This window comes from Bacillus sp. TH13 (assembly GCF_016651175.1).
GTDB classification, from domain to species: Bacteria; Bacillota; Bacilli; order Bacillales; family Bacillaceae_G; genus Bacillus_A; species Bacillus_A thuringiensis_S.
Genome location: NZ_JAEKEJ010000025.1, coordinates 4,351,218 through 4,366,469, shown reverse-complemented (window position 1 = coordinate 4,366,469; position 15,252 = coordinate 4,351,218). Strand labels below are relative to the sequence as shown.

The window sequence follows — 15,252 nt, the reverse complement described above, 5'->3', positions numbered from 1 at the left end:
TTTATGTAATCCATCACAGTTAGTCCCTTTCCGGGATAACCCACACGTACAATCATTTCTCTCTTTACGTTACATTCCACATAAACTACATTCACTCTTTTTCTTCTATCTAGCCCTTAACATAAAATTTTCTATAGCAAAATAAAAAAAGCACTTAAGATTGTAAATTCCCACAAATCTTAAGTGCTTTTTTGAAAACTTTTCTATAAATTTTTCTTATTGTCCATTATTGGCAGGAACCTCTCCTGCATTTCCACCATTATTTGATTGTCCTGTTGCAGGTGGGGTCGGAGTTCCTTGACCTCCATCATTATTCGCTGGAGGTGTCGTTCCTTGGCCTCCTCCGCTATTTGCTGGAGGTGTCGTTCCTTGGCTTCCTCCGTTATTCGCTGGAGGTGTCGTTCCTTGACCTCCTCCGTTATTCGCTGGAGGTGTCGTTCCTTGACCATTTCCGTTATTTTGTTCATTTTGTTTCTTTTCTTCTTCTAGTTTCTTTTGCTCTTCTAGTTTCTTTTGTTCTTCTTGCTTCTTAAGTTCCTCTTGTTGCTTTTGTTCTTCTTGTTTTTTCAGTTCTTCTTGTTTCTTTAATTCTTCTTGCTTTTTCTCTTCTTCAGTTTTTTGCTGTTGATTTTGTTTTGGTTGCTCCGTTGTATCCGGCACGCTAGTATTTGGCGATGAATCACGTTTTTCACCTTTTATACGTAGCTCACTACCTTCTTGAATAACGCTACTTGGCATTTTAAAGCGTGATTTATCTGTAGCCATTTCGCTCATCATTTCTTTAAAGATCAACTGTGCAATTTTCGTATTTTTACTACTAATATACTCGTCTTTACCATCTTTCATATACCCAGTCCATACTGCCATCGTATATTGCGGTGTATATCCAGCAAACCAGCTATCACGAGTTGCACTTTCTGGAATTTTATATTGAGCTAATTGTTTTGATGAGTAGTTTGTCGTACCCGTTTTACCAGCTACATCTAAAGATGCTACATTTGCAGATGTACCAGTACCTGATGTAACTACAGAACGAAGCATATCTGTAATCATATATGCTGTAGAATCTGTCATAACTTGTTTTGGTTTTTGTCCAAAACTTTGTGACTTACCATCTGGATAAACGACTTTCTTAACAAAATGCGGTTTCGTATATTTACCCTCATTACCAAATGCTGCATAAGCGCCCGCTATTTCAGTTGGTGATACTTCATTTGTACCAATCGCTGTTGATTCAGTCGGTGCTGCATTAAATGTAATGCCTAATTTCTCAGAGAAGTCTTTTGATTTATTAATTCCGACTTCTTTCGCAGTCTTAATTGCTGGGATATTTCGTGACTTTTCTAATGCTACACGCATTGTAATTGGACCCATGTGACTTCTATCTGAATTTCGTACTTCTTGTCCCGTTGAATACTTAAATGGAGAGTCATCAATTTGATGGTACGTAGCCCATTTTAAATATTCAATTGCAGGAGCGTAGTCGAAAATCGGCTTCATCGTTGAACCAGCTGCACGATCTAATTCAATTGCCATATTGTGCCCTTTAAATACAGCTTTATTTTCTCCACGGCCACTACCTATAGCACGAACTTCTCCTGTTTTCGTATCCATAAATGTAAATGCACCTTGGAATTTATCGTTCGGATAATCAATGATATTATTATTTAAAATATTATCAGCAAGTTTCTGTGCTTTCGGATCTAACGTTGTATAAATTTCTAAACCGTCAGAACCGATATTAGCATCTGGCAATTCTTTTTCTACTTCTTTCACAACTGCATCCATAAATGCAGGATATGGCATTGTTTGTAGTTGAGTTGCAGGCTTGAGTCCCTTTTCTACGTCAACTTTTGATGCTTCTTCCATTTCCTGTTTTGTTATATATCCATGTCGATTCATTAAGTTTAGAACAACATTTCTTCTTTCTGTTGCTTTTTGAACATTTTCTTTTTTCGTTGGATCATAGTTATTCGGTGCTTTCGGTAAACCTGCAAGCATCGCAACTTCTGGTAATGTTAAGTCCTTCAATTCTTTACCATAGTAGTTTTGTGCTGCTGTTGCGATCCCATATGAACGGTTTCCTAAGTTAATTTTATTTAAGTACATCTCTAATATCTCATGTTTTGAATACTGTTGTTCTAGCTTATAAGCTAAATATATTTCTTGCGCCTTACGCTTTGGTGTTTTGTCCATTGATAAGAAGTAGTTTTTAATAACTTGCTGTGTTATCGTACTTCCACCTTGAGAACCATAATCTCCTTTAAGACTTACTAGAACAGCACGGGCAGTACCTTTAAAATCTACTCCGCTATGCTCATAAAAACGTGAATCTTCTGTCGCTAAAAATGCATTTTCTACTAATTTAGGTATTTGCTCATACGTAACATTCGTCCTTTTTTCTTTTCCATATTCATATACCAAATCCCCGTTTTTATCATAAATTTTTGAGGATAACGGATTAACAAGTTTTGCTTTCTCAAGTTTTGGTGCATCCTTAATCATTACAAAAAAGGTAGCAACCCCCGCCACTAAACCAACAATACCAAGTAATAAACAAGTAATTAAAAACTTGCGAAAGAATGATGTTTTACCTTTTGGTTTTTGTGTTTTAGAAGCTGGCTGTTTTTTCTTTTTAACTTGTCGTCGTTCCTCTCGAGAACGATAATTTTCTGACATGTTACTTTCTCCTGCCTTTCAATTCTCCCGTTGATTTACTTAAAAATATTGAGGTCACTTTCTAAAATGAATTTGATTAAGAAAGTATATTGACCTGGAGCATTCAATATTTTCCCAATTCACAGATTATAATTTTTAGAATACTTCTTATACAAACTATTTTCACTTCTATTTTTCCTAATAACGCTGCCCCTTTAAGCATAGAATGTAAAAAGTGAATTTTTAATACCTCGTATAAATAATATACCTTTTTTTCAAATGGTCAATATTTTCTTATTTATAAATCAAAGGTGAAATAAAAATAGCACAACGATATGTACTTCGTGTGAACTTCCTTATAATTACGTATAACAAACATTTAATATATTGCATATAAGTATAATACCTCTTAAATTATAAGGATTTCAACTTCACAACCTCAACATCTACAAGAAATTATTAAAAATAAAAAGTGAGGAGTTGCGTAATGATGAAGCTATCTCCCGTGATTTCAAAAAATATAGTTGCTGTTGGCTATAATCCTTTTTCTATGATTTTGCGAATCCAATTAAAGAATGGTATGTACGATTTCTTTAATGTACCAGAAAGTATTTATATTGGCCTATTACATGCACAATCTAAAAGTTATTACCATAAAACTTATATTAAAAATTCTTTCCGCCACACAAAAATTTAAACTTAACACCCACAAAAAAAGGAGGTTAATCCTCCTTTTTTTAAAAATATTTCACAGATGAATTATCTTCGATTCCTCTTATTAATTTCATCATATGCTTGAATTTGTTTTTTCAAACGCCGATCAGCTTTTTTATCATGCACTACAAGAATTGCGTGTATAACTCCTGGAACCCAAAATATTAATGTTAATATGAAATTTATGATTGCCTGAATTGGTTTTCCACAAAATAATACAGCAACAGGTGGAAGAAAAATTGCTAATAAATACATCATCCCTTGAAAACTCCTTATTTTGTATTTTATATATCACTTTTCAAAATATACGCAAAAAAACCTACTACCATTTTAATCTTAACCTGCCTCTAAAATCAATGTATCTCCTTCTATTTATATAAGTATTTCAGACTTTTCATTGTTTTCTAGCCTATTTTCTTCCTCTATTGCAGTTATTCCAATTGCAGAAATTAACGTTCCTATCGCTTGTATCCAAATACCAATGAGTGCAATGATTCTCTCATCCTTCTTATCAAAAATACTATCTTTATTTTCTTTCTCATCTTTCAATACATTTAAAACACCTTGATACGCTTGTAATCCAGCCCCTAAACTTTGCATGGAGTTACCTAGTATAATAATTTTCTGTAATACATTTATATCCACCAAAGCTGCTTCTACCCCTAAAAAGGCACCAATCGATTGTAAACTGTTCCCTGTAATGATAAGATAATCATTTTCTTTCAATTGTTCATTTATATTAAAATATATTCCTATTACATTTGATATATTTCCTAATGCTAATAACTCAATTCCTATTTGATCAAGTAATTTACTTTGATTCTCTCTTTTTTCTTCCCCATCATCATAATTGCTCGCAATGATTTGTAATATATACCCGAGGGCTTGTAATGAGCTTCCTACAATAACAAGTTCCGATTCAACTTTCTCTTCTCCCATAAATCCTCTTGTCGTTCCAATAGCAGCTGTAAGATTCCCCCTACTTGAAACCATGCCCCTGTCAATTTTAAACTGCTTGGATTCATTTTTATCACCTATTCAAATATTTTCTAAAGCTTTCAAAACAAACAAATCTCACCCTTAATCTTTTATTTTATTTTTCAGATGTAATTTTGTGAATGATCTAATGTGCTACTAATATAAAAAGCACCTTAAAGGTGCTTTTTATACGCATGCTGGGCATGTCAATGAATCTCCATTTTTATCTATTGTTATATTCAATATATATTCAATTGCGTTATGTGACCAAGTTTCAGGTGTAGGCGATTCATTTATATATTGTGGCGCACATGACTTCAGCATTGGAGTACTAATACTCCCCCCAGGATCTAAAGCAACTACAGCCATGCCATGGGGTAATTCCAGGGCCATAGATTTAGTGATACCTTCAATTGCAAATTTCGAGGCACAATATGGCGCAAGCTCAGCTTCACCTTCTCTCCCCCAACTAGAACTCATATTAATGATAATTCCTTCTTTCCTAGCTACCATTGCGGGAACAAACGCTCTTATTACATTTACTACACCATTCACGTTTACATTCATTACATTTTCGAATTCTTGAGCCGTAATTTTCCAAAGTTGTGCATTTTGATTTAAAATCGATGCATTATTTATTATCAGATCGGGAGCCGTATGTCTATTAAATATATAATTTGCCCAGTTATTAACTTGCTGAGAATCTGAAACATCAATTACTTGGAAATCATGTATTTTACTGTACTGTTTTTTTAGTTCTTCAATTTTATCTTTTGAACGTCCACAACCATATATGTTCCACCCTAATTCATGAAATCGATCAACCATCGCACGTCCTAACCCTTGTGTCACACCTGTAATAATTACAGATTTACTAATTTCTTTTCGCTTCATTTCTCTCATCCTCCTTCCCTATATCTTACTCTCTTCATTTTTATTCAGCGATTTACTATAGTATCAACTCAACTCATACTTTAGTAATGGTTTTGATATTGCATACATAAGTAAAAAAAGTAACCATCATGGTTACTTTTTTCTATATATCTAAAAATTCATTGTTTATTTCATTATTGTTTTTACATTTCAACTTCTCTTTTCCACATTTCTCACACCGGTAAATATAAACTACACCTAATGTACCTTTTTTAAAATCCTCATTATCCTGCATCTTAATAAAAATATATTTATGTTTACAATGCGATTCACCCAAATAATTTTTAAACCACTTTTTCAACACAACACATTCCACCTTTATGATAGAACCTTTATTTAGCTGCTTTATTATATACTTTTATTTAAATGTTCAATCTCATCTTGCAATTTTTTAAATTGCTCAAAATGCATGGTAATAGATTGGCTACTACCATAATCAACATTTTGTTTCACTAATATAACACCCGTATCATGAAAAAGCGCTTCAAGTTCTTTCCTAATAGACACTTTCGCAATATGGGCTGTTTTAATTGCAGATAAAATTGCAATTTCATTAAACTTTAATTTTATTTCATTTGGACAAAATGCGTCTTCAACTAATATAACTTCATTACTATAAATTAATGCAACAAGATTACTTGATTTGGCATCTGTTAAATCAACTTTTTTCATAATATCTTTCATTACATTTTGCCTCCTTTATTTTCATATATATCAATTATACAAATTTTTTAAAAAAATTACTCAACTTTATTATATTAATTTTAACACACTTTTATTGAAATCTACGCTCCAAACGTTTTACTATTCCACAATTTTTATTGTATGAACCATCTGGACTATAACTCCATATAGTAATGTTAACAACTTATTATAAAGTAGGTGAAAATTATGCCATCAGTTGTAGGAAATTTAGTTGTACAAAATAGCAATGGATCATTTAACTTAGGTGATTTCTACAACGTATCTCCGAAAGAAAATACGAAAGCTTATAATGGTTCCGGCGCATCAAACGTTGGTTTTGTTGTTAATACTTTTAGCGGTGTTAGCGCGACCAATACATTTGATTCTGACCTTGCAGATCAAAACCAAGTGGGTACAGCCTAATCTTATGTTCAACTTTCTGTATAGAAAATTTTAATTTGTCTATACTATAATCAGGCTGTTTGACAGCTCTTGTTGATTTTGGAGTACCCTATCTTTTTCTCCCTTTCCCTGGGGCTCAGCAGCTAGCACGAAGCTAGCTGCTTTTTCTTGTATTATTTGTCTCATAAATCAGAAATAAAAGAAGCTGCCATTTAATATTCAGCTTCTTTTACGTTATTTCAATAATATCCATAGCGTTAAATACGTAAGTTTTATAAAAGGCGTCTGTACAAATTACAATTTGTTTTACCGGATTGATATGTACAACAGTCATGTAGCTTGTTAGTATGTAACCATCTTCAAAATATGTTACCAATATTTCTTTCTCAGACAGTAATGACGTTAATAATTTATCAGAAATTCTCTCTTTTGCTTCATTTGTTAAAAGCGGTTTTTGTACTTTTAATTTCTCTCCAATAATCTTTCTCATATTTAAAAGTTGTTCGGACATTACTGTAAACGGAACCCACTCTCTTTCTTCTTTTTGTATCTTTACATCGTTCATTTTTTATCTCCTTGATCATTTATACATTTATTTAGCCATACTATCCCTTAGTTATTTTTAATACTTACTAAACTCGGATTTACTTCTAAACTATAATTAGGTTACCTCTTAAAAGAACATTCGTTCCTATTATACACGAACTTACGTTCTTTTGAGAAGAGCCATACTTATTATTTCTTAACAAAAAACATAATTTTATTTATCTCCATACTTTTTTCCTTTATCAAATAAACTTCTCATTTCTTATATAACATGCATATAACAACTAAAAGGCGACTTCACCCAAAGTGAAATCGCCTTTTTCTAAAAAATATTTCAAAGCTTATTTTTCTATCCTAACTAATGTTCTTTCTGGAATACATAATTCATCTATATTAAAATGATTTATTTTTAAGTTCAATTCCCCTACTCGTTCCTTATCTTCATCACCAACCCAACAACTAAATAATTCAAAATAGTCTCCATCTTCCAAATAACCTTCCATAATCTTGCATAAAGTTAAAAGTTTTTCTTTCGCTTCTTTTTTCCCTTTACATTTTGCCACTCGACAAGTTCAATTCCCCAACTAGTTGAAACCTCATATGTGTAATTTGTTTGGAATTGATAATCTTGTACAATTTCAAGCATACTTTCATCTGAAAAACACGGTCCAAAAACAATTAGATTATTAGAATCCGGATCCGTTAACGGAATTTCTACATTACAGCCTATGTAACTTGCTAAACTCATTTTATACTCCTCCAGTATTCGTATAAAAAATACTTCATAGTATATTTATTTACTTAAATATAAAATCCCTGCCTAAACGAAAAAGTTTTAAATTTTTATCGTTTATTAACCATCTATAACTGAAAACATATACTATGATGAACGAACTCACAAAGCATAAGAAAAGAGAGCATTTACAACACTCTCTTTTCTTACATACTCTATGGAACTTTACAAAACTGAATCAATGATTTTTATTATTATATTTTATTACATATACTTAGGTTGTACTATTATATGTAACTCTCTCTCTGTATCCGCTTTTTTCGGATGACGAAAATAATTAAGTTCGTACTTTAACACTTTATACTCAACCATCCCGATTTTAATCCCTTTCGTTTCTTTTAATATAGCTAATAAATCACTTACATTTTCATCATATGACTCAAAAATTTTCGCGCCGCCCTCTCCTTGAAAGATTACTTTCATATATTCTCCACCACCTTAATTTATTGATGTGGTAAATGACGCGTTTAAAACGATTCATTCTTTATCCTAAAATTTTCATATGAAAAAGAACATCCTTTCCAATCGAATGCTCAGCTTTTTACTAATTATCCATGTTAAATATTTATTCAAAAACATTATATGTATTATTTTTTAAATTATGTTCGATATCTATTATTAAAGAGTAAATATATGTAATAAACTTGCATAATGAAAACCGTAGAATATCCACTTTCGTTGAAATAATTATAATCCATAATTTTCCATTGTAATTCTTAATATTTAAATGTAATATTGTATTGTCTTACTATCTATTTATAACTCACACACTAATTAGAAAAAGGGAACTCTATATGAGTTCCCTTTTCTAATTATGATTACAGTCATTATTTCTTTTCTAGAAATTTAAATGTATCTTTAAATTCTTTATTATTCACTTTAATATCAGCGTCTTTCAATAAATCATTGACTACTCGTTGTTTCCATTTACCTGTCGTATCTTGTAGTCTTTGTTGTTCTATATCTTTACGAATTTTATCCTTTACTTCATCAAATGGCTTCAATTCTTTTTTATCCGTCACTTTAATAATATGGTAACCGTAAGTTGTTTTAACCGGCTCACTTACTTGGCCTGCATCTAATTTATACGCAGCTTCCTCAAATTCTTTCACTGTTTGTCCAGGGGCAAAACCAGATATTTCCCCGCCCTGTTCCTTTGAACCAGTATCTTCTGAATACTGTTTTGCTAAGGCAGCAAAATCTTCACCATTATTTACTTTCTCCTTTATTTCTTTAGCCGTTTTTTCATCTTTCACTAAAATGTGACTTACTTTCATTTCTGGTTTATAGTTATCTTTCACATCTTTATCTGTAACTGTTGCTTTAATTGCTTTCTCAAATGCAATTTCTGGCTTCATTTTTTCTTTTAATTCATCTTCATTTTTCAACCCAAGTTGTTCTAAAGTCGATTTAAAGTTTTCACCCATTTTATCTTTTGCTTCTTCTACTTTCTTTTTTGCTTCCTCATCTGAAACTTTATATTTATCTAGCAATGCCTTACTTAACATCATTTGATATAAAGTACTTTCTCCATATTGTTGTCGTAATTCTTTACTTAATTCTTTCTCTGTAACATTTCCTACTTTTGATGTTACTACGTTGTCTGAGGAACCACATGCAGATAATGCTAGCATCATGCATGAAATAATTGTTCCAATAAATATTTTCTTCTTTTTCAATTCAAATACCTCACTTTTATCATTATGCAAATTAACTATACACAGTCATTGTGAAAACAGTGTGTTTTCTACATGTAATTCATTTCATATGAGTAGACTATGTATCATGTATTTTCACTTTTAAATATAAAGAGTCTTCTTACTATGTATAGTAAGAAGACTCTTTATATGCTCCCCAAAAAATATAGCTTCTATAGTTACTTAATAATTACATGTTTTTCAGGTATCCAACTATTCTGCCCGATATCTACCGCATTTCCCACTCTACCCCACACTCGAAAAGATGTCGATCCATCTATATTTCCTTTATAATTCATACATTCAGGCTCTTCATAATAATTTACTCCGTAACCGACAGGATATTTCGAAGTTGCATAAAACCATTTCACATTAAAATGTTTTAAATATGCCCACTGCTTATCGTTCCCTAAACAAATCATATCTTGCTCACCGCCTCCCCAATAACCTGTTAAGATTAAATATGGAATTTTCTGAGTGAGTGTACCTGTAAATTGAGGATTCATGGGGTTTTCATATAAATTTATTCCGTATCCATCAGGATATTTCGAAACTGCAATACCAATGCCATTCGGTTGCTGTGTATACACTATGTTAGATTGATTTGCTTTGTTGGAATCTATAAACCAAGAAAGTGACTTATTTCCTACTAACCGATTCAGATCACATTTCCCAATCCCAGGAACATTCCCTGAATCCGTATATTGCCACATATCGCATGGATATGCTGGCTTATTCCCTCCATAACGAGGGATCCATACGAAATCAGCTTCAATATTACGTGCTCCAAATGATAAATACGTGTGATGCCCTACATATAATCCTACTTTTTCCGCACCTAAACGGCGTAATTCATCAATAAATGCCTGTGTCCCGCCTTGCATATCTACCATCGTTTGAACTTCTATGTCCGCTACCCAAAACTTAGCAGATTGATCACCACGATTCCAAAAATCTTGTGCCTCTTTCTTTGCATCAGCAATAGATATAAAACGGCAAAAAGCATAATTACCGAATGGGATACTATGCTTTTTCATTTCACTAACATAATTTTGATACATAAAATCCACCGTATTAGAGCCATCTTGAACTCTAGCAATCACTAAATCTAGCTGAGATGCTGCAATATCCCAATTAATAGTTCCATTCCATTTTGAAATATCTACAATATACCCCATACATTCCAGCTCCTTTTGAATGTCCTATTCATAGCTTGTTTTATTGTAAGCCTCCTCTCTCTAAAACTAGCTATCTATAATATAAATAAAAAGAATCTTTACTGTTTTTCAAAAAATATTCTCATATTCGAAATATACCCTACTATTCATTTATTATGTAATCTCGTCCTATCAATTAAGGTATTAATCATTTTTACGGATATTAGAAAAAATTCCCCTATATTATTAAATTAAAACTTCCAATATCAATTCCCTTTCAGCTAATATAAATCATTTCTCATTTTCTATATATTCTTAAATCAAAATTACTATCTTTCCATGAAATTTGAGATTTAGAAAAATTTTAATTAATTGAAGATTATTCCTGTTAACCTACAATTGTCCAACCTGAACACTATTGGTGCATAAAAAAGACATTTTCTATTACTAAAAATGTTTTTTTATAGTCTAATAAAACAATTTTGGTGTTAAATCTTTATTTTGTAATTGTGTATTTTCACTGTTCATAACACAACTTGTAGAAAATAATATTGGGCTATCACAAACCTCATCATTCATTACATCACGAAATACATTGGCAGCAACACCTGTAAACGTTTGACATAAGTTAGAAATATCGTCATTGAAAAACTGAATGACTTCCGCAGTGAAAACCGGAAAGACAACATTCGGTCCGCCAGGGAACTGAGGCTGTACCACAACTTGTTCAAAATAAGGATTATTTTCTAGTGCTACTTGAAATAAATGAGCTATTTCAAATGCATCTAGTGGACAAGGAAATGGATTTACAATTTCATTCTCATTATTCGTTACAATAACTGTCACACTTACATTCCCAAATTGTACAAAAGATTTTAAAAACGTTGCTAACGCTCTCGCTTTTTCATTACTTAACGCATGCACTAAAATAATATAATTACCACCAACAGGAATAAGCGGCCCAACTGTAACAGTTGGATCAGCACCTATTGAATTTTTTAATTCATTAAAATATGTGATCCAAGGTGGCGAAAGCTGAACTTGTACATTTTCTTCCAATATTTTATACTACCTCCTTATACAATTCTTACTAACATAATATGTAACAAACTAAAAAATGCATTAGTTATATTAATTAAACATTTTATTTCACATTCTCAATTTCCCCTTTACATCTTTAAGCACTTTTACTACTATGAAATTCTTTATTATAAGCAAATCCACTGAAATTTCATATTATACTAATACGACTCTATATCCTTTAAATTATAATACTCAATATTAGGAGCTGATTTCATGGAAAAAAAACCTATCGTTTTCAAAATCCCACCAAATTCAAAACTAAAAGTTACATTTTTCGGTCCTTGTAACGAAGTAATTACAAATGTCTCTATAATTAATCAACTATGCACCCCTAAATGTCAAACTATCACGCAATATCCAGACTTTAAGAAATATGTAACTGAAGTACGATCGTTATCCCGTTGTTAGTCCGCATAATGCACGATTTTCACAACTTCGTTACCTAAAATAACTGAAAAAGAAAATAACTGCATTCCTAGACTAAAATTACTCATTTTATGATATTCCATTGATAATTCATTGATTTTTTACACGTTTTTATTAAAAGGACATATATTATCGTATGGAGATTATCCACTCATAAAACCTATCTTTCTTTGGAGCGTACTTTTTATGTATGCTCTTTTTTTATGTAATCGTCCCCCTTCTAACTTGACCAACAATATATTAAAATTCTTTATGTACTTAAGGAGGTCAAATATGTTTAAGCTGCATCCAATACTACTCATCTTAGGATTGATTTTATTTTTATATAGTGTAATCACCTTTATGTTATTCTTTTCAGTGTATTAGCATTACCTACACAAATCTATGTCCAATATGTAATTTCTATATAGTAAAGAAAAAACGTAATAATACGATATTTTATGTATTCCGTCTTTCTTGTTCTATAAGAAAACTAGTAAACTTACTAACACTGAGCTTTCACAAGCTTGTTACTTATTTACATATTATTTTGTTCATTATCTGAAGAAGGTTGAAGCCTCTACAAATTAAACTATACTTTACCTATTTACTTATATATTTTAGAAAGACAATAATAATCCCCCACCATTTGGTAAGGGGATTAACTAAACTTACTAAAAAACATTTAATGATCTGTTTTATTTAATTGGAGAAGGAAATCTTGCTGCTTCAAAATGTGCCCCATCTTCTAAAGGACTTAAAACCCCATCTATACTACTTTGTGCATAAACCTCAACTTCATCCCCTGCATTCAATTGAACAATCGTCGAAACACTTACGACATTTCCAAAACTTATTGGACCAAAAAAGTCATTATCTATAGCTATCGCTGCGTTTCCATTCACACGAATTTCTACACGCGCTCTATAATTTAAAGTTGGATCGTTTGGAAAAAAACCAATCGTTCCAATAATAGAATATACTCCTTTAGTCTTCGGCATAAAAATAGATGTTGCTGGATTATACTCATTCGCTAAATCAAATTGTTCATTTTGAAATAACACTTTCACAAAAGTATTAGCAGGAACATTTTGATTCACAGTATTTCTAGCTCTAAATGCCGATGCTCTAACAAGATTGTCCTTGTTATCATGACACTTACTAGTGTTCTTACAACAATCATGATGCTTATCTTTATACTCCTTACAATACTTACAGTAGTAATAACAAGACATACGAATTCCCCTTTCAAACTTATTACTATATATTATGTAAGATTGATTTATAAGGTTTGGACTAGCTATTTTTATTATTCATAAGGGCGCTATTAATCTGCACCCTTATTTATATATACCACTTCATTCCTTACTAGTTATAAGTTGTACACAGTTCCATATGGAATAGTAAGAAAAGAACTTCCGTACGGTGTAACATGATGTACTGGGTAAAAATACTCTACGGATGAGTAATATGGTTGTACTCCTTGCTGCTGCATTTGCATTTGTTGTTGCATTTGCAATGCTTGTTGAATAGCTTGGACTGTACTTTGTGCTCCACTATACGTTATAGATGTACCATATGCTGGTCGCATGCCAGCTTCAGAATTAAAATATGAATAAAACATGATTTTCAACTCACTTCCGTATAATTTATTACAAATTATATTATGATTCTTTATTTCAGTGGGTACTATAAAGCTAGTCCGCTCGCTTATATTCAAATGACAAAATAAAAAAGTAGCTGCTAGACTACTTTGAATTCTTCTTATCACCAAATAAAATGATATACATATTCTCCTGTTACACGCTCATTAATTCCCGCAACCCTAACGAACCTCAGTAAATCCGCTCCTTGAAGAAAATATACCGAAATCGTAACCGGTACTTGTGACCACATGAATTGATAAAGCTCATTCATTCTCTGATTCGTCGTAACGATTAAATCATTTACAGGTCCATGATTCCATGCAGAGGTTTGAACTGAAGTGAAAGAAAGGTCTTTCCCATTAACCACTATTCTTGATACGCTTTGAGTTATGTCCACAATAATCCCCTCCAACATTACAAAAATTGGACCTTTTTTAGTTCATATTATTATAAATATTCTTGACTGTAATAAATGTTTAAGGCAAATCCCTAATAAAGTGAAACTTTAATCAATGGGGGTCTTACTGCCCGTTAATGCGGGATAAAAATTTTTAAATAATATCCCTTAACTCCCATTACAATCATATAATTTCTAACCTTATTCAATTTTTGTAATTAATATAAAAAGGCATCTTAATTAGATGCCTTTTACTTATCTTTCACTACAATTCTACTATTAAAATAGCAACGCCAAATCCAATACATACCAATCCTATTAACATGAATAGCAATCGGAATCCCCATAAATCACTGATTATTTCTATAATATGCACCAGCACAATAATAATAAAGTGAAACTTTAATCAGTGGGGGTTTTGTTTATCCCCACTGATTATTAGTTGAACTAATCGGGCTTTTACGGGCAGTTGATCCCCCACCTAACTTCTTTGCTCCCGCTGAATTTTGAGGTGGAGGTCTTACTGCCCGTTAATGCGGGATAAAATCTTTAAATCCACTGAAACCATGTTCCTTTGTCTCTCTGATTCCATCAATTACAGTCAGACAAACAATAAAAACACCTAAACTAATTAATATAAAACTTAATACAAGCATTCATATATCCTCTTTTTCTTTTATCTCGCATTAACGAACACTTCCACTTTAAAATTCAGTACATACGAGGACGTAAGGTGAAAAATTAACTACCCGTAAAACCTGATTAGTGCATGCTAATAATTAGAGGAAGGTGGTTCTCTCTTTACTTTATATTATCATGAAAGGATATGAGCTTCGGAGTTATTTCTTTATAAAATAAAAAATAGCTAATTCAATACTTAAAAAGTTAAAAGAGCATCAGATTGACTAGTATGTAGATGGTTAAATGAATGTAAAATACTTTTAAATTATCTACTCTTTTTTAGCTCGGAAGTAACTCTCATCTCGTCCCACCTTTATACACCACTTTCTTAATCACACTGAACGCAATATTCAATTGATGAGTTTGTCATTTCGTTACCTCCCAATTAACGCCTTTGTTCAATGTAGTAATTTTCTTGTATAATAAAAGTTAATTGCTCTAGAAGGGACTGAATTATGCGCAGATATCAATATTTTTA

18 protein-coding genes and 2 pseudogenes are annotated in these 15,252 nt (G+C 31.8%); 3 read left to right on the top strand and 17 right to left on the bottom strand.

The window, feature by feature from the left end:
- Positions 1-216: 216 nt before the first annotated feature.
- Positions 217-2,679 (bottom strand): transglycosylase domain-containing protein, encoded by a 2,463-nt coding sequence (locus JFU02_RS30925; protein WP_201072096.1) that lies wholly within the window; start codon positions 2,677-2,679, stop codon positions 217-219.
- Positions 2,680-3,145: 466 nt separating this feature from the next.
- Here JFU02_RS30925 and JFU02_RS30920 point away from each other — a divergent pair, with 466 nt between their 5' ends.
- Positions 3,146-3,355 carry a KTSC domain-containing protein gene (locus tag JFU02_RS30920; protein ID WP_000977079.1) on the top strand — a complete coding sequence of 70 codons (210 nt, stop codon included), beginning with the start codon at positions 3,146-3,148 and terminating at the stop codon, positions 3,353-3,355.
- A gap of 62 nt (positions 3,356-3,417) precedes the next feature.
- Here JFU02_RS30920 and JFU02_RS30915 read toward each other — a convergent pair whose 3' ends face one another.
- From JFU02_RS30915 to JFU02_RS30895, 5 genes and pseudogenes are all read right to left on the bottom strand, one after another.
- Positions 3,418-3,630 (bottom strand): YqaE/Pmp3 family membrane protein, encoded by a 213-nt coding sequence (locus tag JFU02_RS30915; protein WP_000990219.1) that lies wholly within the window; start codon positions 3,628-3,630, stop codon positions 3,418-3,420.
- Between the two features lie 114 nt (positions 3,631-3,744).
- Positions 3,745-4,397, bottom strand: a pseudogene (locus JFU02_RS30910) (DUF6944 family repetitive protein).
- 139 nt (positions 4,398-4,536) lie between these two features.
- Complete coding sequence (locus tag JFU02_RS30905) at positions 4,537-5,244, bottom strand: SDR family oxidoreductase (RefSeq protein WP_061665737.1); 708 nt, start codon at positions 5,242-5,244, stop codon at positions 4,537-4,539.
- A 142-nt stretch (positions 5,245-5,386) separates the two neighbouring features.
- Positions 5,387-5,587 (bottom strand): hypothetical protein, encoded by a 201-nt coding sequence (locus JFU02_RS30900; RefSeq protein WP_000915144.1) that lies wholly within the window; start codon positions 5,585-5,587, stop codon positions 5,387-5,389.
- Between the two features lie 44 nt (positions 5,588-5,631).
- Positions 5,632-5,967, bottom strand: coding sequence for a hypothetical protein (locus tag JFU02_RS30895; protein WP_000651906.1), 336 nt, complete (start codon positions 5,965-5,967; stop codon positions 5,632-5,634).
- A 207-nt stretch (positions 5,968-6,174) separates the two neighbouring features.
- On the opposite strand from JFU02_RS30895, the gene gerPF reads away from it, so the two are divergent.
- Positions 6,175-6,390: a spore germination protein GerPF gene (gene gerPF / locus JFU02_RS30890; RefSeq protein ID WP_001141569.1), complete on the top strand. Its 216-nt coding sequence runs from the start codon at positions 6,175-6,177 to the stop codon at positions 6,388-6,390.
- 208 nt (positions 6,391-6,598) lie between these two features.
- Here the strand turns inward: gerPF and JFU02_RS30885 are convergent, their stop codons facing one another.
- The 7 genes from JFU02_RS30885 to JFU02_RS30860 all read right to left on the bottom strand — a co-directional run bounded on the left by JFU02_RS30885 (position 6,599) and on the right by JFU02_RS30860 (position 11,621).
- Entirely contained in the window at positions 6,599-6,934 is a 336-nt protein-coding gene (locus JFU02_RS30885; RefSeq protein ID WP_001999741.1) for a YolD-like family protein, read from the bottom strand.
- A gap of 322 nt (positions 6,935-7,256) precedes the next feature.
- Positions 7,257-7,406, bottom strand: a complete 150-nt coding sequence (locus JFU02_RS32860; RefSeq protein ID WP_194807957.1) for a hypothetical protein — start codon at positions 7,404-7,406, stop codon at positions 7,257-7,259.
- A 26-nt stretch (positions 7,407-7,432) separates the two neighbouring features.
- Positions 7,433-7,663 carry a KH domain-containing protein gene (locus JFU02_RS32855; protein WP_061665736.1) on the bottom strand — a complete coding sequence of 77 codons (231 nt, stop codon included), beginning with the start codon at positions 7,661-7,663 and terminating at the stop codon, positions 7,433-7,435.
- Positions 7,664-7,912: 249 nt separating this feature from the next.
- Positions 7,913-8,131: a hypothetical protein gene (locus JFU02_RS30875; protein ID WP_000864279.1), complete on the bottom strand. Its 219-nt coding sequence runs from the start codon at positions 8,129-8,131 to the stop codon at positions 7,913-7,915.
- A 404-nt stretch (positions 8,132-8,535) separates the two neighbouring features.
- Entirely contained in the window at positions 8,536-9,387 is an 852-nt protein-coding gene (locus tag JFU02_RS30870; protein WP_061665994.1) for a peptidylprolyl isomerase PrsA, read from the bottom strand.
- A 197-nt stretch (positions 9,388-9,584) separates the two neighbouring features.
- A complete protein-coding gene (locus tag JFU02_RS30865) occupies positions 9,585-10,583 on the bottom strand; it encodes a glycoside hydrolase family 25 protein (protein WP_000540651.1) in 999 nt (332 codons plus the stop codon).
- A 447-nt stretch (positions 10,584-11,030) separates the two neighbouring features.
- On the bottom strand, positions 11,031-11,621 hold the full coding sequence (locus tag JFU02_RS30860; protein ID WP_061665993.1) for a hypothetical protein: 591 nt from the start codon (positions 11,619-11,621) through the stop codon (positions 11,031-11,033).
- Between the two features lie 237 nt (positions 11,622-11,858).
- Between JFU02_RS30860 and JFU02_RS30855 the strand changes: the two genes are divergently transcribed.
- A complete protein-coding gene (locus JFU02_RS30855) occupies positions 11,859-12,053 on the top strand; it encodes a hypothetical protein (RefSeq protein ID WP_000412557.1) in 195 nt (64 codons plus the stop codon).
- A gap of 695 nt (positions 12,054-12,748) precedes the next feature.
- Here JFU02_RS30855 and JFU02_RS30850 read toward each other — a convergent pair.
- From JFU02_RS30850 to JFU02_RS30835, 4 genes and pseudogenes are all read right to left on the bottom strand, one after another.
- Positions 12,749-13,285, bottom strand: coding sequence for a C1q-like domain-containing protein (locus tag JFU02_RS30850; protein WP_042972451.1), 537 nt, complete (start codon positions 13,283-13,285; stop codon positions 12,749-12,751).
- A gap of 137 nt (positions 13,286-13,422) precedes the next feature.
- Positions 13,423-13,674 (bottom strand): DUF3947 family protein, encoded by a 252-nt coding sequence (locus JFU02_RS30845; RefSeq protein WP_086406107.1) that lies wholly within the window; start codon positions 13,672-13,674, stop codon positions 13,423-13,425.
- Positions 13,675-13,817: 143 nt separating this feature from the next.
- Positions 13,818-14,093 carry a hypothetical protein gene (locus tag JFU02_RS30840; RefSeq protein WP_140337723.1) on the bottom strand — a complete coding sequence of 92 codons (276 nt, stop codon included), beginning with the start codon at positions 14,091-14,093 and terminating at the stop codon, positions 13,818-13,820.
- Between the two features lie 888 nt (positions 14,094-14,981).
- A pseudogene (locus tag JFU02_RS30835) lies at positions 14,982-15,085 on the bottom strand (2TM domain-containing protein); the annotation flags it as partial.
- Between the last annotated feature and the right edge of the window lie 167 nt (positions 15,086-15,252).

Excerpts from the sequence above, each read along its gene's own strand:
- JFU02_RS30845 (WP_086406107.1), bottom strand. The coding sequence starts at position 13,674 with ATGTTTTATTCATATTTTAATTCTGAAGCTGGCATGCGACCAGCATAT.
- JFU02_RS30850 (WP_042972451.1), bottom strand. The coding sequence starts at position 13,285 with ATGTCTTGTTATTACTACTGTAAGTATTGTAAGGAGTATAAAGATAAG.
- JFU02_RS30915 (WP_000990219.1), bottom strand. The coding sequence starts at position 3,630 with ATGATGTATTTATTAGCAATTTTTCTTCCACCTGTTGCTGTATTATTT.
- JFU02_RS30895 (WP_000651906.1), bottom strand. The coding sequence starts at position 5,967 with ATGAAAGATATTATGAAAAAAGTTGATTTAACAGATGCCAAATCAAGT.
- JFU02_RS30885 (WP_001999741.1), bottom strand. The coding sequence starts at position 6,934 with ATGAACGATGTAAAGATACAAAAAGAAGAAAGAGAGTGGGTTCCGTTT.
- JFU02_RS30925 (WP_201072096.1), bottom strand. The coding sequence starts at position 2,679 with ATGTCAGAAAATTATCGTTCTCGAGAGGAACGACGACAAGTTAAAAAG.
- JFU02_RS30920 (WP_000977079.1), top strand. The coding sequence starts at position 3,146 with ATGATGAAGCTATCTCCCGTGATTTCAAAAAATATAGTTGCTGTTGGC.
- JFU02_RS32855 (WP_061665736.1), bottom strand. The coding sequence starts at position 7,663 with ATGAGTTTAGCAAGTTACATAGGCTGTAATGTAGAAATTCCGTTAACG.
- JFU02_RS30905 (WP_061665737.1), bottom strand. The coding sequence starts at position 5,244 with ATGAAGCGAAAAGAAATTAGTAAATCTGTAATTATTACAGGTGTGACA.
- JFU02_RS30865 (WP_000540651.1), bottom strand. The coding sequence starts at position 10,583 with ATGGGGTATATTGTAGATATTTCAAAATGGAATGGAACTATTAATTGG.
- JFU02_RS30875 (WP_000864279.1), bottom strand. The coding sequence starts at position 8,131 with ATGAAAGTAATCTTTCAAGGAGAGGGCGGCGCGAAAATTTTTGAGTCA.
- JFU02_RS30855 (WP_000412557.1), top strand. The coding sequence starts at position 11,859 with ATGGAAAAAAAACCTATCGTTTTCAAAATCCCACCAAATTCAAAACTA.
- gerPF (WP_001141569.1), top strand. The coding sequence starts at position 6,175 with ATGCCATCAGTTGTAGGAAATTTAGTTGTACAAAATAGCAATGGATCA.